This window comes from Marinobacterium halophilum (genome assembly GCF_003014615.1).
In the GTDB taxonomy this organism is placed as follows: domain Bacteria; phylum Pseudomonadota; class Gammaproteobacteria; order Pseudomonadales; family Balneatricaceae; genus Marinobacterium; species Marinobacterium halophilum.
In genome coordinates this window covers 1-18,307 of record NZ_PYGI01000027.1, presented here as the reverse complement: position 1 = coordinate 18,307, position 18,307 = coordinate 1, and the positions used below count along the sequence as shown (strand labels likewise).

20 protein-coding genes and 1 pseudogene are annotated in these 18,307 nt (G+C 52.2%); 4 read left to right on the top strand and 17 right to left on the bottom strand.

Annotation, left to right across the window (positions count from 1 at the left end):
* Window positions 1-8: 8 nt before the first annotated feature.
* The 7 genes and pseudogenes from CLV44_RS15955 to CLV44_RS15925 form a co-directional block, all read right to left on the bottom strand.
* Window positions 9-320 carry a hypothetical protein gene (locus tag CLV44_RS15955; protein WP_106593118.1) on the bottom strand — a complete coding sequence of 104 codons (312 nt, stop codon included), beginning with the start codon at window positions 318-320 and terminating at the stop codon, window positions 9-11.
* On the bottom strand, window positions 321-2,231 hold the full coding sequence (locus tag CLV44_RS15950) for a hypothetical protein (protein ID WP_146140025.1): 1,911 nt from the start codon (window positions 2,229-2,231) through the stop codon (window positions 321-323).
* Between the two features lie 261 nt (window positions 2,232-2,492).
* Window positions 2,493-2,807, bottom strand: coding sequence for a cupin domain-containing protein (locus tag CLV44_RS15945; protein ID WP_106593116.1), 315 nt, complete (start codon window positions 2,805-2,807; stop codon window positions 2,493-2,495).
* Between the two features lie 5 nt (window positions 2,808-2,812).
* On the bottom strand, window positions 2,813-3,421 hold the full coding sequence (locus tag CLV44_RS15940) for a cation efflux transmembrane domain-containing protein (RefSeq protein ID WP_106593115.1): 609 nt from the start codon (window positions 3,419-3,421) through the stop codon (window positions 2,813-2,815).
* A gap of 24 nt (window positions 3,422-3,445) precedes the next feature.
* A complete protein-coding gene (locus CLV44_RS15935; RefSeq protein WP_106593114.1) occupies window positions 3,446-5,650 on the bottom strand; it encodes an OsmC domain/YcaO domain-containing protein in 2,205 nt (734 codons plus the stop codon).
* Window positions 5,651-5,793: 143 nt separating this feature from the next.
* Window positions 5,794-5,979 (bottom strand): hypothetical protein, encoded by a 186-nt coding sequence (locus CLV44_RS15930; protein ID WP_106593113.1) that lies wholly within the window; start codon window positions 5,977-5,979, stop codon window positions 5,794-5,796.
* A pseudogene (locus CLV44_RS15925) lies at window positions 5,975-6,573 on the bottom strand (IS5 family transposase); the annotation flags it as partial. The pseudogene CLV44_RS15925 and the gene CLV44_RS15930, both read right to left, overlap by 5 nt.
* A gap of 601 nt (window positions 6,574-7,174) precedes the next feature.
* Here CLV44_RS15925 and CLV44_RS17260 point away from each other — a divergent pair.
* The 3 genes from CLV44_RS17260 to CLV44_RS15915 are packed head-to-tail and all read left to right on the top strand — an operon-like array spanning window position 7,175 to window position 8,379.
* The gene (locus CLV44_RS17260; protein WP_146140024.1) at window positions 7,175-7,696 is read left to right on the top strand and encodes a hypothetical protein; all 522 of its coding nucleotides are present in this window, start codon (window positions 7,175-7,177) and stop codon (window positions 7,694-7,696) included.
* Complete coding sequence (locus CLV44_RS15920) at window positions 7,683-7,943, top strand: hypothetical protein (RefSeq protein WP_106593112.1); 261 nt, start codon at window positions 7,683-7,685, stop codon at window positions 7,941-7,943. Before CLV44_RS17260 ends, CLV44_RS15920 begins: the two co-directional genes overlap by 14 nt.
* A gap of 40 nt (window positions 7,944-7,983) precedes the next feature.
* Complete coding sequence (locus CLV44_RS15915; protein WP_106593111.1) at window positions 7,984-8,379, top strand: hypothetical protein; 396 nt, start codon at window positions 7,984-7,986, stop codon at window positions 8,377-8,379.
* Window positions 8,380-8,429: 50 nt separating this feature from the next.
* On the opposite strand, the gene CLV44_RS15910 is transcribed toward CLV44_RS15915, so the two are convergent.
* The gene (locus tag CLV44_RS15910) at window positions 8,430-9,299 is read right to left on the bottom strand and encodes a LysR family transcriptional regulator (RefSeq protein WP_106593110.1); all 870 of its coding nucleotides are present in this window, start codon (window positions 9,297-9,299) and stop codon (window positions 8,430-8,432) included.
* A 94-nt stretch (window positions 9,300-9,393) separates the two neighbouring features.
* Between CLV44_RS15910 and CLV44_RS15905 the strand changes: the two genes are divergently transcribed.
* Window positions 9,394-9,894, top strand: coding sequence for a lactoylglutathione lyase family protein (locus tag CLV44_RS15905; RefSeq protein ID WP_106593109.1), 501 nt, complete (start codon window positions 9,394-9,396; stop codon window positions 9,892-9,894).
* A gap of 12 nt (window positions 9,895-9,906) precedes the next feature.
* Here CLV44_RS15905 and CLV44_RS15900 read toward each other — a convergent pair whose 3' ends face one another.
* The 9 genes from CLV44_RS15900 to CLV44_RS17465 all read right to left on the bottom strand — a co-directional run.
* Window positions 9,907-10,635 (bottom strand): polyamine aminopropyltransferase, encoded by a 729-nt coding sequence (locus tag CLV44_RS15900; RefSeq protein WP_106593108.1) that lies wholly within the window; start codon window positions 10,633-10,635, stop codon window positions 9,907-9,909.
* A gap of 266 nt (window positions 10,636-10,901) precedes the next feature.
* Entirely contained in the window at window positions 10,902-11,624 is a 723-nt protein-coding gene (locus CLV44_RS15895) for a hypothetical protein (RefSeq protein WP_106593107.1), read from the bottom strand.
* Between the two features lie 112 nt (window positions 11,625-11,736).
* On the bottom strand, window positions 11,737-13,368 hold the full coding sequence (locus CLV44_RS15890; protein WP_106593106.1) for an oleate hydratase: 1,632 nt from the start codon (window positions 13,366-13,368) through the stop codon (window positions 11,737-11,739).
* A 206-nt stretch (window positions 13,369-13,574) separates the two neighbouring features.
* Window positions 13,575-14,351 (bottom strand): nuclease-related domain-containing protein, encoded by a 777-nt coding sequence (locus CLV44_RS15885; protein ID WP_106593105.1) that lies wholly within the window; start codon window positions 14,349-14,351, stop codon window positions 13,575-13,577.
* A 109-nt stretch (window positions 14,352-14,460) separates the two neighbouring features.
* Window positions 14,461-15,150 (bottom strand): VIT1/CCC1 transporter family protein, encoded by a 690-nt coding sequence (locus CLV44_RS15880; RefSeq protein ID WP_106593104.1) that lies wholly within the window; start codon window positions 15,148-15,150, stop codon window positions 14,461-14,463.
* A gap of 43 nt (window positions 15,151-15,193) precedes the next feature.
* On the bottom strand, window positions 15,194-15,691 hold the full coding sequence (locus CLV44_RS15875) for a DUF2271 domain-containing protein (protein WP_245912715.1): 498 nt from the start codon (window positions 15,689-15,691) through the stop codon (window positions 15,194-15,196).
* A gap of 16 nt (window positions 15,692-15,707) precedes the next feature.
* The gene (locus CLV44_RS15870; RefSeq protein ID WP_106593103.1) at window positions 15,708-16,994 is read right to left on the bottom strand and encodes a ferredoxin reductase family protein; all 1,287 of its coding nucleotides are present in this window, start codon (window positions 16,992-16,994) and stop codon (window positions 15,708-15,710) included.
* 249 nt (window positions 16,995-17,243) lie between these two features.
* The gene (locus CLV44_RS15865; RefSeq protein WP_211298168.1) at window positions 17,244-18,059 is read right to left on the bottom strand and encodes a GIY-YIG nuclease family protein; all 816 of its coding nucleotides are present in this window, start codon (window positions 18,057-18,059) and stop codon (window positions 17,244-17,246) included.
* Window positions 18,034-18,307: hypothetical protein (locus tag CLV44_RS17465; protein WP_211298167.1), on the bottom strand; the 274-nt coding region annotated here is incomplete at its 5' end. The genes CLV44_RS17465 and CLV44_RS15865, both read right to left, overlap by 26 nt.

Here is an 18,307-nt window from a genome sequence, read left to right as displayed (position 1 = left end):
ACTCTTCCTTAAGGCAATGACGGAAAGCTGAGGGTCCAGTCGTGAATGACCGGTTCGGCACCCAATGCTACATGGGTAATACGGCTGACCCGTCCTCCCAGCCGCAGCCGGTCACCGTCGACCAGTGCATCCGCCAAACGCGTCCCGTTCAATGGCAGGGCGCGTCCTTCGGGCCCAAACAGCCCCAACACTTCCCCTTTGGCATCGTAAAAGCGGTACCGTTGCAGGAACTCACTCACCAGCTGCTCCCGATCCACATCAGGCAAGGCGGCCAGCGGTATCAGCCATGGTTGTTCAGCAGGGCTGTACGCCAGTTCCACTCATTGTGGTACGCCCTGACAACTCAGACGGCTGCTCACTTCGCGGCCATAAAAGTAGCGCTGCTCACCATCATCGGTGGCCAGTTCATAGGCCTGCTGCTGGTGCAAATAGAGGTTGTCGCATTCCTGCTCCCGGCACTCATCGACCGGTCGCCATTCCAGCGCATGGCCGTTGACCGGTTCGGCATCGGTCACTTCGAGGGTACAGGCCGCGCTCCACTCACCCGGCAGCACTGCTTGCGCGCTCTGCCCGCTCTGCCCGCTCTGCCCGCTCTCATCCAGCATCGCCGGCTGTTCGGGGTTGAAGTCCAGCGTCGTTTTGCCCCGGTACTGCCAGGGCGGACCGAATAGATAATGCTGCTCCAGCGGCGGCATTTCCGGGTCGCGTGCAAACACCTCAGGGGAGATGAAGGTTATCTCACGTCGTGCGCTCGGCTGCGCCTCTGGCAAGACCAGGTACACACTGATCTGCTCGGGCTGTTCATCCAACTCCAGCCGCCAGCTCAAGCTGCCCTTGTTCTGCTGGTAGGCATTGAACAGATTGCGCTCGCCGGGCGTCAGCCAGGCCGGTCCCAAGCCCACGTCCTGCCACTGCATGCGTCCCTCTACGCCACCAAAATAATGCAGTGGATAACGCGTACTGCCGTGGGTATTAATTTCGATTTTATATACCTGCGCCAGCCCCGCTACCGGTGTGATGCGCAGGTCAATACCCTCCAGGTCATGCACCTGCTCCTGGCCCGGTGTCCAGTCGAATGTGTGCACCTGCATGTAATGTGGCTGCAAGGCGACCTCGGCCTTGTAGCTGTGAATCTGCTCCAGATTCGCTTGCTGGTCCCAGCCCAAGGGCAGCAGGCTGGACCAGCTGCGGACCGGACCATCAAAATCGCTCAGGCTGAAACCGCCAACATTGGCAAAGCGTACCGGCAATAGAACGCCTTCGGCATCATAGGCGCGCACCTGGTTGAAGATCACATCAGCCGGTACGGTTACCTGATCCAGTGAATGCAGGACTTGCAGATTCACGCCTTCAACCTCATCGGTATAGACACCGTGATCATAGGCAAACACCTGCGCCGGAGTCGGTGCGGCTATGCCGGTCAGATCCTGCTCGGGATGAACGATCTCGTACCATTCATCACCCCTTGAGAATGACAAGTAGTTACCCAGATGTGCGGCGGGCGCATCTTCCGGGAGCATCGCCAGCCGCGTGCGTACCTGCCCCGTACGGCCGTACATGCTGAACGGCGCATCAATCACCAGCAGCATTTGTTCCAACCAGCCACTGTCACGAGCCTGGGTCAGTTCCGCATAGATCCGTCCCTTGGCAGAGGTGGAACTCAGGGTGGCTGTCAGCTGGGTATCGGTCACGTTGACCACCTTCAACTGCGCCGGATAACCATTGAACTCAGCCAGATCGACTTCGGTACCTACCTTGGCCGGTATGGATTGCAACAGACCGGGGGTACTCAACCCCTTGCTCAGCTCTTCGACCAACTGATCGCCGCTGCGCTCAAGCACCTGGGCCCAACTGGCACTGTCCCGACCGCTGAAAGCCTTCATCTGGCCGGTTTCAGCATCCAGCGTCATATCAAAACCGGACGACAGCAGCTGATACAGCTCATCATCATCGTCCGGTGTCGCCAGGCTGTTAAAGCTGCTACTGCCACCGCCGTCCATTTCCATGTACTCAGGTATCAGGGTCATGTGCAGATCGGGTGCGGTGGCTTCAACTTGATAGCGCATCAGTGCCCGACTGCTCTGGCTCTGAACCCGACCGCCAATATCGACGCGGGTATCGGTCAACAGCCAGTAGGCACGTTCATCACCGGTCTTGGGGGTAAATTCGACATCAGAGGAACAGGCCATCAACATGAAGACGGCTGCTATGGGGGCAAGGTATCGTTTCATTACTATCCCTGATCAAAAAATTCCAACACGGGACGGTACTGCTGTATTCCCATCCCTGTTACCGAACAATCACCCAGGTAAAGCACAGTTTATGCTTTGGCCATGCGTGAATGACGCAACAAGACTAACCATAGAATCAAGGAGTTAGAAGAGGAAGGGGGAGGAAGGTGGGTAAATGTCGCCAACGGCTCAAGGATGGAGCGTATTCGTTCCTTAATGCCAACAGAAACAGGCAGTTAAAGCAGCATCAGGCGGATGGCTTCAGCGGTAGAACACCGCCAGCCAGAGAGTCGTCTGGGCCGGGTCGGTCCAGCTGACCTTATGTAAGGTATGCGCGGGGATATTCAGATAATCACCGGGGCGCAGGCGCAACACGTCGCCGTTGGCAAAGGTCAATTCGCCCTCGCCCTGCAGCACCATGACCCATTCGTGTTCGTCCTGATCATACCAACCGGTTGCAGGTGACCTGTGGCCCCGAGACAAAATCCGCTCGATACGCACCGAACCGGCATTAAGCAGATCGGTAAATACCTCCTGCGGCAGATCAGTGGGCAGGTTGTCATGCAGATTGGCCATGGCTATCACCCCTCCGGCGTGCGGGCCGCGGCCGCCGCGTCCTGCAAAATGCGCACTCCGCCGCGCAGTACCAATAGAGCGATTACCAACCCGATCAGCAGGTCCGGCAGGCGGCTGCCCAACCACCAAACCAGCACGCCGGAGAGCATGACGCCGATGTTGGCAATCACGTCATTGGCCGAAAAGATCAGTGATGCACGCATATGCACGCCGCTGTCACGGTGCTTCATAATCAACCTCAGACAGGTTACGTTGGCCACCAGAGCCACCGCGCCGACCAACATCATCAATCCGCTGACCGGCTCACTGCCCAACAGGAAGCGGCGCAACACATCGACCAGCACCAACAACGCCAGCCCAATCTGCAGCAACCCGCTGTAGCGTGCAGCCCGATGTTTGAGACGCTCGCTGCGGCCGATGGCATACAAGCTGATGGCATAGACCGAAGCATCAGCCAGCATGTCCAGCGAGTCGGCCACCAACCCGGTCGACTGGGCCAGCCAGCCCAGTCCGAACTCGAACACAAACATCGCTGCATTGATCATCAACACAATCAACAGCGTTTTGCGTTCCTGCGCATTGCGCGCTTCCATCTCACAACCACAGTCGGACATCACACCTCTCTCAGGTTACGGCGATCAGCTCGGTAGCAGGCCCTGTTCACGCGCCTTCGCTGCACGCGCGGCATGTACTTTCTTGTAACTGTCGATCAGGCGCAGGTGTTTGTCCAACCCGTCCAGCTGCACGTTGGTTGGGGTCAGGCCATGGAAGCGAACTTCGCCCATCACCGAGCCAACCACCGCATTCATGGTCTGGTCGCCAAACATGCGGCACAGGTTGGGCAGGTAGTCATCCAGTTCCAGTTCGTCGTCCAGCAGAATCTCCAGCACCGCATTCACCGCACGGTAGAACAGCCCGCGCTCGACGGTATTGTTGTTGTACTGCATAAACTGCTCCACCAGCTCCAGCGCATCTTCATGACGCTCGACAGCCAGGCAGATCAACAGCTTCAGTTCCAGGATGGTGAGCTGGCCCCAGACCGTATTTTCGTCAAACTCGATACCGATCAGGGTAATGATATCCGTATAGATATCCTGCTCGCTGTCTTCCAGACGCTCCAGCAGATCCAGCAGTTCGTCATTGCTCAGACGGTGCAGGTTGAGAATATCCTCGCGGAACGCCAGTGCCTTGTTGGTGTTGTCCCACACCAGATCATCCACCGCATACACTTCGGAATAGCCCGGCACCAGAATGCGGCAGACTTGCGCGCCCAACTCATCATGGACCGCCATGTAGGCTTCATTACCCATCTCGGCGAGGATGCCGAACAGGGTATCCGCTTCTTCCTGGTTACTGCCGGAAAAATTCCAGTGACTGAATTCATAGTCGGACTTGGCACTGAAGAAACGCCAAGAGATCACGCCGGACGAATCGATGAAGTGCTCGACAAAGTTGTTCGGCTCGGTGACCGCAAGGCTGCTGAAGGTCGGCGGCTGCAGATCATTCAGCCCTTCAAAACTGCGCCCCTGCAACAGTTCGGTCAGGCTGCGCTCCAGTGCCACATGGAAGCTGGGGTGCGCGCCAAACGAAGCAAACACGCCACCGGTGCGCGGGTTCATCAGCGTGACGCACATCACCGGGAACTGACCGCCCAGCGACGCGTCCTTCACCAGTACCGGGAAGCCCTGCTCTTCCAGTGCCTTGATGCCTTCGACTATTTCCGGGTACTGCGCCAGCACCTCGACCGGTACGTCAGGCAACGCAATTTCCTGTTCGATGATCTCTTTCTTTACCGCCCGCTCAAAAATCTCTGACAGGCACTGCACCTGCGCCTCGACCAGGGTATTACCGGCGCTCATGCCGTTGCTGAGATAGAGATTTTCGATCAGGTTCGACGGGAAATAGACCACTTCACCATCAGACTGGCGCACGAACGGCAGCGAGCAGATGCCGCGATCCACCCGACCGGAGTTGGTGTCGATCAGATGAGAGCCACCCAGCTCATCATCCGGGTTGTAGATTGCCCGACAATGCTCATCCAGGATCTCCTCCGGCAGCTCATCATTCGGCCCCGGCTGGAACCATTTTTCATCCGGATAATGCACGAACTCGCTGTTGGCGATCTCTTCGCCGAAGAACTGATCGTTATAGAAAAAATTGCAGTTCAACCGCTCGATGAACTCGCCCAGCGCCGATGCCAGTGCGCTCTCCTTGGTCGCGCCCTTGCCGTTGGTGAAACACATCGGCGAGGCCGCATCACGGATATGCAGCGACCAGACGTGGGGCACGATGTTGCGCCAGGACGCGATCTCGATTTTCATGCCCAGATCCGCCAACATCTTGCTCATGTTGGCGATGGTCTGTTCCAGCGGCAGATCCTTGCCTTCAATCCAGGTTGCGGAGTTATCCTCGGGCGTGGCCATCAACAGCGCCTGCGCATCCTCGTCCAGATTCTCGACTACCTCGATCTCGAACGTCGGCCCTTCCTGCACCACCTTTTTCACCGTGCAGCGGTCAATCGAGCGCAGAATGCCCTGGCGATCCTTGTCGGAGATATCCTCCGGCAGCTCGACCTGAATTTTGAAAATCTGGTTGTAACGGTTTTCCGGGTCAACAATGTTGTTCTGCGACAGGCGGATATTCTCGGTGGGGATATCGCGCGCGTTGCAGTACACCTTAACAAAGTACGCCGCACAGAGGGCCGACGAAGCCAGGAAGTAGTCGAACGGGCCAGGCGCAGAACCATCGCCCTTGTAGCGGATCGGCTGATCGGCGATCACGGTGAAGTCGTCGAACTTGGCTTCGAGTCGGAGGTTGTCGAGATAGTTAACCTTGATTTCCATGAGCAGGGTACCGAATTGGAGTTGGGCACAGGCCGAGTGCCAAAGGGTTCCATTATCCAGCTTTTAGAGGCGTTCGTCTTGGCCACTGCGGACAAAACACCCAGCGCCTCATCGGGCCCCCTGCACAACCCGGCGTTCTGCCGCTATTGTTCGCGGTGAGTGCGGTTTTGTTCCTTATCTTGCATCTGCTCCATGCGCTCCATACGATGCATTTCATCATCCTTCTTACGCTCTTCGCGGTACCCCTCACCCTCTTCCTTGCGTTCCTCGTGATGCATCCGGTCCTTCTGCTTGTACTCCTCGCGCATCTCTTCACGTTGCTGCTTCATCCGCCGCAGTCGTCGTGAAACTGTGCGTGATACCGGTGCGGGCATCCACACCAATATGGGCTTTCAAGCCAAAATTCCACTGATTGCTTTTTTGGTTTGATGCATCTCAGGATCACGCTCGCCCATTTTGTTCTTGGTGGAACTGGGGGCTTCAATGATCGTGGCATCGATTAATGAACCTTCTTTCAGCAAAACGCTGGCTTCCGATAACCACTGGTTCACCTCCTCAAAAACCTGCCGAGCCAGCCCGTGGCGCTCCAAAAGATGGCGGAAATTCAAGATGGTGGTGTGATCGGGGATGGCCTTGTCCAGTGACAACCGGGCAAACAGCCGCGTGGAAGCAATCTCATACAGCGCGTATTCCATGGCGGGATCACTGAGGTTATACCACGGCTGCATGCAGTGAGTGCGCAACATTGTGGACAAGGGGTACGGCCGACGGCCGTTTCCAGCCTTGGGATAGTGAGGCTCGATCACGGCTTCGAGACGCGCACACGGGATCAGCTTGTCCATTCGGCCCAGGAACTTCTCCTTACGGGTCTGACGGCGCTTGTTGCTGAACTCGCTGTCCGCGAATGTAAGTTGCTGAGCCATCTCTGCGTCCTCAATCGTGTGCAGCGGGCATTATCCCATGCGGCGAACTTATTCGCAGCTTCCCTAGAAGCCACGTGATATATTTCTTATTAGGTTGTTCTAATATAATGAGTTTGCGAATGTTCAATTCCGAGGGTTTTGAGTGAAATTTAAGCCCTGAGTAGTGCTTAAGGGCATTGGTCATAACACTGATGTGAGCTTGGTCTGGAATACACAAGCTGGGAGGGCTACCCCAAGCATCTTGGGTTCAAGATGCTCATGATGAGAGCTTCAAGTAAGTGGTCACATGTAACTTAAAAGAATCCTTTTATACTTCAGCTTCAGCCCAAAGCCGACGTTAAGCGCTCAAAACGTAAACGGGCGCTCATGGGAAACACGAGCCTTATGCCACTCGTGACCGCTTTGCTGATTCCTGTACCGGCACTGTTCTGCTGTGCTTTTCCAATAGTATTTTCTGGATTCAAGCAATAAGTGCGATACGCCCCGGGACGTGACACTTATGAAATTAAGTCTATTTAATGAGACAGAAATACCTATTGATAATGCATTATCATATTTATATAATTTCATTACATTCATATAATGAAAGGATTCTTTTAAAATGAGTGAATCAGTAAAAAACGTGCTAATTTCCTCAGGAATTTCTGCAAGGATTATCTCCATTAAAAAAGAAAGCACTTGCTTTAAATATAATCATTTTTTCAAGGTAAACGTTCACCAAAACACGATAATAAATCAAATTTCATCAGAGATGGCAATTCGTATTCTTCAAAAAATGAAGTCAGGTATTAGCCCTAGAGATAGCCGTTTAATCACCCTGAATATCGGTGTTTCCGAAGCAATTAGTCTTTCTAAAGCCAACAAAATTAGTAGTGATAGACAGAAAGTACGAGGTATTATAAGTACTACAGTCGCGGCACCATTAAAACTGGTGCCATATATTGGAACTCCTTTATCTGCAGTAGCTGGTATGGGGATATACAAAGTAATGGTAAAAGAAATTCCAAATGCACATGATGGAGACATCATAATATGTGTAGAAGGTATAGTTAATGGAGGAATTGGTCAACAGCATGCGATAACCTGTGACTATATCCAGAGGAGTGTTTATGACCCTTTATGATATATATATAATAGCCAGCTTAGTGGTCGTTAGCCAAGTATTGGTTTATGCCTACAGGCACTTCTTAAAAACTTGCTATATACTTTTAATTTCGATTTCTCTTGGCGTTTCTGGATTTTGCCTGATTGTTTTTGAGGTCCCAGAGTACTGGACAGAGCATGATTTAACGGGAGCTCTTATTGTAAGCTCTATACTCCTTTCATTTCATGCTTTTCATGAATGGTTAAGAAAAATAAAGCAGAACTAAAAGCATCTTTAATAACTAGCCTAACTGGAGAGATTTAACGATGGGTTTGCAAGAAAAGAAATGGAAGCGCGCGATTGAAGATCAGTATGTCGTGGAATTCAAGCAGGACGTACAGGCCCTGTTGGGCAATGAGATGGACGTCACCGTAGACTGGGACAGCTTCTCCAGCACCAACGAAATCATGTTTGTACCGACCTATGGGCTGGACCGCGTCAAGAACGCCGTGCGTGAGCTGGCAAACGATCCGGACGCCAAAGAAGAGATCATCAGCCAGATCAAGACATTGCACCTGAAAAACCTCAGTGACAATGCCGAAGAAAGCAAGAATATGCAGATTGGTGACGGCGTCTTCACGCTGGCAGTCGGTTTTGGCGGCAACCACGCCTGCGTCTTCAATGACCTGGCGATCCGCGAATACCTCGAAAACAACCTGTAAATAATGATGTCAGGGCCGGTATTTAACCGGCCCTGACAACTACTCGGACACTAAAGCCAATACTCAATTTCGGCTACGACCGTTTGCACTCGATTCGGGACCGTTTTATGCCGATGCATGCCCAGATACAGCGTTTCACTGACCGAGCGGGATAATCCATGAGCTCGCACCTGTTCCCGCTGCTCAAAGGCCTCCACGGCGTAGGCCGGTAATACCGTAAACCCCAGCCCCATACTCACCGGTTGCAGGATCAAACCGATCTGATTGGAAAAACCCCGCTGCGCAAACGCTCGAATATGCTGGAATTCGGCATAGTTGCCCCCCAGCAGTAAACCGGCATGGTGTGCCCCGTCCGGATGATCAATAAACCCGAGAGCCAGCAACTGCTCCCAGCTCGGCTCGACAACATCGGCCGGTGTTACCAGCAGCAGTGCTTCTTCGGCGACTGGCCGACCACTAACCTCCTCACGCGTCGCGGGCCGCGTCAGCAAGCCGATATCCACCGTGCAGGTGGCAATGGCTCGCTCCACATCGGCATTGGGCGCAAAGCGGTAATCGATCACAAGCCCAGGATGCCGTTGTTGCAGCCCCAGCAGCTGCGGGTACAGCTTCAAACCAACGCTGCCCGGCGACATGATCCGCACCAGCCCCTCGTACGGAGGGTCTTCGCCGATTCGGCGCTCCAGGCTCGACAGCGCTTCCACGATTTGCCACGCATCGGCATACAGACGCTCACCGGCATCGGTCAGAGTAAACTGCTTGCCCTGACGCACCAGCAATGGCTGCCCCAGATGCTCTTCCAGCTTACGCACATGCTGGCTCACACCGGACTGGGTCATATACAACCGCTCGGCCGTACGAGTGAAGTGGCCAACTTCGACCAGGGTACAAAAACTGCGTAACCAAACGGGATTAATCATAACAATACGTACTTATCAGGATAACAAATGATAATTTTACGTAATCATTATGGCTTTGTAAGCTGGCTTCAACAGAAATACAGGAAGCCACACAATGAGCAACGTATACCCGAGAAACTTCTCCCACATCGGCATTTCAGTCCCCGACCTGGACAAGGCCGTCGAGTTTTACACCGAGGTACTGGGCTGGTACCTGATCATGCAGCCGACCACCATTACCGAAGACGACAGCGCCATTGGCGAAATGTGTACCGAAGTGTTTGGTGCAGGCTGGGAGAGTTTCCGTATCGCCCACTTGTCCACAGGCGACCGCATCGGCGTTGAGCTGTTCCAGTTCAATAACCAGACCAACCCCGAAAACAACTTTGAATACTGGAAAACCGGCATCTTCCACTTCTGTGTACAAGACCCGAACGTGGAAGAGCTGGCTGAAAGAATCGTTGCTGCCGGTGGCAAGAAGCGCATGCAACAGCCGCGCTACTACTACCCCGGTGAAAAGCCCTACCGCATGATCTACATGGAAGACCCGTTCGGCAACATTCTGGAGATCTACAGCCACAGCTATGAACTGATCTACAGCGAAGGCGCCTACTGATCAGGGAGGGGGCTACACGCCCCCTTTCACACAGACATATACCGAGTTGGTGGACTCACCGCCCTGGAACGGATTATCAAACGCCACCACATGCGACTCGACACGGGTAAACACGGTTTTCAGCAACGCCTCAAAGTCTGCGTCCGGCAGGTTTTGCGACCACATGGCAAACACGCCTTCGGGCTTGAGCTGCTCGGCCATCAGCGCCAGATTGGCCGTGGTATAAAAACTGGCATTCGCCGGGTTCAGATACTCGGTGGGAGAATGGTCGATATCCAGCAGAATGGCATCAAACTGTTTGCCGGGACTGTTGGGGTCAAAGCCCGTGCCCGGCGCGGTGGCCAAGTCAAAAAAGCTGCCGAGCACATAACGGTTGCGCGCATCTGCATTAAGTATCTTACCCAGCGGCACATGCTCATCCCGATGCCAGCCGATAACCGTTTCCAGCGCATCCACCACCAGCAGTTCATCAATACGTTCGTCTTTCAAGGCTGCTACAGCGGTGTAACCCAGCCCCAACCCACCGACAACCACACTGAGCGAGTCGCCCTTGACCGCCGCCAAACCCAGCGTCGACAAGGCCTCTTCTGCGTCCACAAACATGCTCGACATTAAAAATTCGTCGCCCAGTTTCACTTCATAGATATCCCGATCACCCAGCACGGGGATACGGCGTCGACGCAGGGAGATCTGACCCAACGGGGAGGATTGGCTATCAATTTCTTCGAACAATGAAGACATGGTTGATCGGTCCTGACGTGGTTAGCGAGCATTATCTCGACAGCATAACGCCTGCCGCAGGACTCGGAAACCATCCACAGCGATACAGCAGCATTCTTGAATAGATTAAGCAGCACCCTATACCGCTCAGCCACACGAAACTTATCAACAGCCAAAAATCTGCATGAGATGATTATTTTTGGCGTAAAAGCCTGTGGGTAAAAAAACTACCCACAGCCATCACGGCGCATTAAGTTATACACAGCACCGATTGGGGGTAACAATATTCACAGATCAGCACCGGTTTTACCCTGGATGACATCCATGCCATGCAGCTGAATCCATTCAAAGTGACGGTTAATATCATCCAAGTCGATATCACTAACGTCCGTATAGGTTGTAAGCACCACCTTGCCTGCAAATGCTTCCTTCATCAGGCGATCAAAGTTTTTTGATACGTCCGGATGCACCGCATTCATATACGACCAATAGGCATCAATCGCACCTCTGCTGACGCGGTTGGCCCTATATTCGTCAAGCTCTGGAACCTCCGCAAAGAGTGCCGCATCATGCGCGTACCCGCGGGTAAATGGCGTGGCGTAAAGATGCATGATCGGCATGGACAACAGCGTATCATCCATCGAATCAATCAACTCGGCATTAAGCGCAACACGCTCTTCAAGCGTTGTATCTTCAAAGATATCCACATAGAAAAGCCCCAGATCATTACTTTTATCCAGAGCAATCGTATTCTTTTTATCAATTAATCTGAACTTGGCGATACCAACCGCTGCAGCAAGATTATTAGCATCCAGCAGTTTTTGGCCATGCTCTTTTTCCAACCCGTCGGCCCAACGGCCGTACTCTGCGAAGTACCCATCAATAGCATCGCTGGTTTCTTCCCTGCTGTATTCACTGACATCATCCGTAAACGCCGGGCTTCGGGGCGATTCCGAACCGCATCCCGCCAGAAAAACAGCAAACAGAAAGACTAAAAACGCATTTTTCATCGAAATAAATTCCTTATATTTCATATAACTATGATCTAAAGACTTGAAAGACAAGGGTATCGTTCATTGGCTTGGCAGCCAAACGCCGGTGACAGCGATGGCTGTAAGATTTTCAGCGGTTAATTGCTCTCATCGCACGCAGCAATACACTTGGCCGGTGAATTGAATCATAGACGGGCAAAACCTCCTTATCTGTCGCAAAGAGACCATACACCGCCGTTTGCGCACAGCGCACGGAGTATTCAACGGTGAACACACAATCTTTTGGCACTTCGGCAAATTGACCAATGAAGGCAAAGTTTGTTGCGCCGTTCGGGATAACGTCGGGGCGATCACCCTTTCCACAGGGCATAAAGAGACTGTCGATAAAGGGCATGGCTACCGGTATACAATTTACTTTTCCCGCATCGACCACCGGTTGCATCAGCGCCTGAATCTTGAGCTGATACCACAACTCTTGCAGTATCTCCTCGCCATTGCACTCTGACATTTTCTTCTTGACGTAGTCACCTACGTTGTCAGGATACAGAGCATATCCCCAGAATACTTTTATACCCTGTGGCTGGTTGGGAAAATGCGGCTGACGGGCAATAACAATCGACATTAACCAGCTTGAATCCGTCATGGTTACCAACCCACCGGTACCACTTAAATTACCGGAAAAGTCTTCCATGTAGTCATGGAAAGTATCGTCCCGCAGGGTGACCGTGTATGAATACCACTTCTGCAAATCAATATTGTCACTGAACACGCCGGGATGACCGAATGCCCTGTCCTTTTTGGCTATTTTTTCCCACAGCGTCCACGCCCCCGAAGAAGCCTTGTCTTTCAGCATCGGCGCGTCTGTCCATGAACCGTTATCCGTACTTTCCGTGATTGAACCATTCGTTATGAACACATAATCCTTATCACCCAGATTGATCGTGTCTTCATGCCCGCTTTCATTAATAACGTGAATAGCCGTCGCTGTCTTCGTATCAACCGACACAGCAAAATCGATGTCGATAACCTGTGTCTGCATATTGAAGTGAACACCAAAGCCTTCCAGGTATCGCCGGAGAGGAACAACAACGGAGTGATATTGGTTATATTTTGTCCGCATGACGCCACCCAGCCTGGGCATCCCTTCCAACAGGTGGATAAAGCGCTTCATATAGCGCCGCATTACCGCAACGCTGCTCCATGTTTGGAACGCAAACATTGTGGCCCATAGATACCAGTAATGGGTTGTGAAAAACGCCTCATTGAACCAGTCTTCTATTCGAACATTATCCAACGACTCCTCAGACGCACATGTCAGCTTCAGCAAATCCGCTTTATCTTTAAAAGATAAACCGAATGATGAAGCATCCATTATTTTTCCATCTTTGAGTAAACGTGCCTGTGCATGGGCAATATATCTGGAGTTGAATTCAAACGATTCATCTTTAACCGAAATATTGGGATCATCATAGGAAGGTATATTCGATAAAAGATCCCAATAGCAGACGAAGTGCTCTTCATGCATTCTGCCGCCACGGATGATAAAACCATCGTCTGGATCACCGGAACCATCCAGTGCGCCCCCCGGAATCTCATTCTGTTCCAGAATGTGGATATTTTCACCCGGCACACCTGCATCCTTGATGAGATAGACTGCACTAGCCAGAGAAGCGATACCGCTACCGATAAGATATACCGTCGAATCGTTTGGATGTTTATCTCTTATCTGCATAACGTTGTCTTCCCAATTATAATTACCCATGAAAATGGTGATCTCCTTCCATGGGCAACTTGAATTTTAGACGTGAAAACGTTGAGACAACCGGAGTCATCAGGAAAGAGGAAAACAACAGATCGACCCGGCTACGTTTCAACTGAAGCATGGCACCGAAACCGTCAGGGTGCCATGTCGATCATGGTCTCAATGTGAGCATGTAATCAGTGAACGGTTGTGCATCCTGGATGGCTTCAGATTACGTTCACCACGCCCCGACAACCTGGAAACTTCGAACAGCCCCAGAACTTAACGCCTTGGCGAGCCCCCTTTCTCACCTCTCTCTGCACCATCTCACTTCCACACTTGGGACACACTACAGCAGCCTCTTTAGCCTCTATAATTTTCTTCACGTGTTTCACATGTTGACGATGCGTCGAAAAGGTTCGGGGATAACGCTCCGACTCGATTTGTTGAACGACTTCGTTAACCTGGGCTTCCGAAATCACGGGGTCGGTTTTGGATTTGATATAGCGGACATAGCCAAAACCACGGGTGACGTTATCGGGCATAGGCGTTTTGAACGTGCAATCACCAACAAAAACCACAACGGAATGTAACTGACGCTCCTCAAGAGCAAGCAGTTGCTCCAATGCTTTAACATGCTTGTAGTTCTGATGCAGCGGGTTTTGAAATTTGCTGGAGTGCTTGAATATTTTCTGAGTCCACTGCTTTTGGTGCTGACCACCAAAAATCCAGCCCTTCATATTCTTCGTTTCGACCACGAATACGCCATAAACAGAAACGATGACATGATCAATCTGGGTAGTTCCATCACCGGATGGCAAGGTCACGTTCTTAATCAGACGGTAACGATCCTGATCAAGGAGATATTTGGCTGATACATTGACGATGAATTCGCCCATCCAGCCTTTGAACCTGGGTGACTTGAATAACAAGCCTATGATGACGAGGGGAATCAGGTACCACAGCTGGCCAAGCGCCTGGCTGAATATTGAAGCGATATCCATATTGCTCTTCCTTTTTAAAGTAACGCAGGGCTTTGCGCCTGCTCATCCAAGCAGTCCAGACGACCACTTGGACACTAAGGTAGAGGATATCATCCGAGCGGAATCAATATCATGCAACCACGCCAAACACCTTGCCTACGCCTGCGGTTAATGCCATTGCGAGCCCGCCCCAAAATACGACTCTGGAAGCTCCAACCAGCATTGACGCTCCGCCGACCCTTGCTGCAACCACACCCAGCGTGGCGAGAAAAACAAGCGAAAACAGCGCTACCAGAATGATCAGATAATCCATAGGGACCATCCACGCAACCAGTAGCGGCAGTGCTGCGCCTATTGTGAAGGTGGCAGCTGACGAGAGAGCTGCCTGGATGGGTTGTGCTCCGCCGTTTACAGAAATACCGATTTCATCTCGGGCATGCGCATCAAGGGCATCGTGCGCCATCAACTGTTCGACAACCTGACGTGCCAGTGCCGGCTCGACGCCACGGCCTTCATAAATCTCGGCCAGCTCCTGTGTCTCGAATTCAGGGTTTTGATCCAGAGACGCCTGCTCAAGGGCAAGGTCGGCTTGCTCGGTATCGGACTGCGAACTGACCGAGATATATTCGCCCGCCGCCATCGACATGGCACCAGCAACCAGTCCAGCAACACCGGCCAGGATAATACTCTCATGTGTCGTGCTGGCAGCGGCAACGCCAATAATGAGACTCGCGGTCGAGACGATGCCGTCATTCGCCCCAAGTACCGCTGCACGTAACCACCCAACACGGTGCGATCTGTGAATTTCCACGTGGCTCATAGGTTTCTCTCTGAACAACAGACTGAACAGCCAGCACCTCAGCTTAGAAAGTGTAGGTCAAGGATTGGACATAGCCTTGTCCGGTGACGGGTTTTCCGGCTCCCGCCGTCGTGAGCGGTGCCATGATATCCGCTGGTCGATCACGCATATCCTCCACGGCCGAATCCACCAGAATCCGGTAGCCACTATCAATCAGCGCATCATCCAGATTAACTGTGATCTGCAGGGTTTCACCACGGGTGATGCTGGCCCCGGTCCGCCCGTCATATTCGGCCCGGCTATTGTGACTGCCTCGCGCCCAGTCACTCAGATGCTTGTAATATTTGCTTTTCTTACCGGCAACCCAAAGGGTTTTCTGATACTGACCCGCCGAGTCCGTCAGGTAAATGGCCAGATAGGCACCGTCGCCACGGTAATGGCTCAATTGCGTGGCGATGGTCACATCTCGGGCTTGAGCGATCCCAGGCAAGGCCACTACACTTGCCAGCGCCACCGCTGACAGCCATTTTTTCATACCGGACGTACGTGTTTGGTCATACATATTCACCACCCCTCATTTACCTGAATTCAAAGCGTTCCTGATGAAAGCGCAGCGAGACAGGCTGATCTTTCAGCCCACTGCGAAGCGCTGTCGCCAGTCCCTGAGGCCCACAGAACCAGACATCCACTTTTGCTGCATGAATCTGCAAACGGTCTGCGCTCAAACGCTGCCCCTGCTCACTTTCATGAATCTGCAGGGTGATGTCTGGCAGCTGATGTGCCAGTGTTTGCAGGTACTCAACATTGGGGTCATCCGCTACACGCTGCGTGCAGTAATGCAGTGTGACGGGTTGATAGCGCGTACCTGTGTGGATCAGACGACTTTCCAGCGCGGCGAGAAAGGGCGTGATGCCCACACCGCCCCCCACCCAGATCTGCTGCGCATTGGACCGGCCTTTCTCCAGGTTGAAGCACCCGTAAGGCCCCTCAATCGTTACGGCACTGCCGGCGTGCAGTCGATGCGGCAAGGTGCGGGTGTAATCCCCGAGCGCCTTGATTTGAAAACCGAGCTGGCCATTCTGCCGGTCCGCCGTAGTCAGCGTGAAAGGATGTGCTCCTTCGGCCCGGTCGAACGTTACCAGTGCAAACTGTCCGGCGCGGTGGCCGGGCCAGTTTTGGCCCATCTCACACAGCACTTCCGTGGTGGTGCTGGATACCTGATGTACCCTGCTTACAAGACCCTGCCAACGGCGCGTTTTGCCGATCTGACTCGTCAGCGATTGCAGGCTGGCGATGCTGCCCGCACCGATAAGCACGGCCATCAACCAGCCGGTGGGCTGTTGCCACCAGCTCAGCGGTGCCAGCAACAGGGAATGGGCGGCCAACACCAGATAGATCAGCGGCATGATACGGTGCAAATAACGCCAGAAGCGGTAAGGTACCCAGCGGATCAGGGTGATGACCACCAGAGCCAGGAGCAGATACAGAACGGGTTCCCCCAAGTCCTCAACCAGACCCTGCAGGGTGTCGAGCAGACCGGAAAAGTCAGCCTCGCGCAGGCTACGATCCTTGCCAAACAACGCCTTGATGGCATCATCCCACATCTCGATCAGCCAGTGGGCCAGCGCAAAAACGGCCCCCAGAATGCCCGTCCACTTATGCAGGTGATACTGCTTGTCCAAACCACCCAAAAGGCTTTCCAGCCACTTCGGTCGCAGGGCCAGAAGCAGAGTGATGGACATGAAGTTGATGGCCAGAAAGCCACTGAGGGTCAGAAAATGTTCATAACTGAGACTCCATTGCCAGACACCCAGCTGTACCGCAAACAGTGCCATGAGACTCAGAACAAGATTTCGATTCGGCATACCGATAGTCCTCCAGATATGGAGCTATTCTGTATCGCCTTAGCTGAGACCAACCTTAAATCGTGTGGCTGGCGTCAGGAAAACTGAATTGCGGGGTGTTTCCGGCACCGTTCGCCGTCTGCTTCAGGTCGTTGCCAATCGCTGTATGCCCTTTGGCTTGCCGTAGCATATGGAAGATAAGGGGCCAAAGCTGAATGGCGGCAAAGGCCCTCGCCTGCTTACGAAACATCACAGTCACTTGTTAGGTGCTTAGTTGGAGTTATAGCCAAACTCTCTTGTTTTTAATATTGTTTTCCACCAAGCTTCTCGGCTAAGGATGACTTTATCGTCGGCTGTTGATTTAAATATATCTAGGACGCTATATCTGAAATTTTCTTTTATATGGCTAGGGTCTAAGTTCTTCAGCTCAATATTGCCGCCATGACAACTAATAACATATGAATTCCAACGCCCTAAGATCATATTTTCACCGTAAGCAGAACCTACATACATTTTTCCGTTTGATGTGTCAGTGATGAGATAAACACCCTTTTGATTGGCTAGTGCTGCTTTCCATGCTTCTTTACTAATCACTCTAGCTAAATCTGACCAAGATAAGTCAATATTTTCATAACCCGGAAATAAATCATTATCGAATTTGTCTGGCAAAATTTGCTCTATTAGACAATCATCAATTACTGACTCAGCTCGCCGAACCATATTTTGTGATTTATTCTTGTATCTAATAATGAGCCTACCACAGTACTTCTCATATTCTGGCAATGATTCAAATTCATATCCCATGCCATTCAAGATATCCAAATCTTTTGTGACTTTCCCAACATGAAACAAAAGCCATAAATCATCATCAATTTTTATGAAACCTAAATTTATTTGGCCAACTTTAAATGATTTATTTTTACTGTAATTCCAGTACTGACCATTAAGCATTGTTTCATGGTCTGCATTCTTGTAAAAGTCAGCTGGGCTCCAGTGACCATCAAACATTAAGTTAAATCTTATCTTTATGTTTGATAAGTCATCTAGCCGAAGAATTTCATTAAGGGAAATATCTTTTGAGGTCATATGTGAATTCTGCATTCTTGCATCTAACGCCCAGCGCAGGCGCAGCCAGCGCGGAGCGCAGGCGCAGCCAGCGCGGAGCGCGTTTTTTGTTAATGTTTGAACGACAGCGAGTAACACAAAAGGTGCGTAGCGTTGGCTGTCGCTCTGCCGCTGCTTGTATGGTTAATTCTGTGCCATTTCCGGGTAAATTGGGACCCACCCTCAACGGCCATTGAGGGCCTTCATGCAGCAGCTCGATGTAGCGCCGG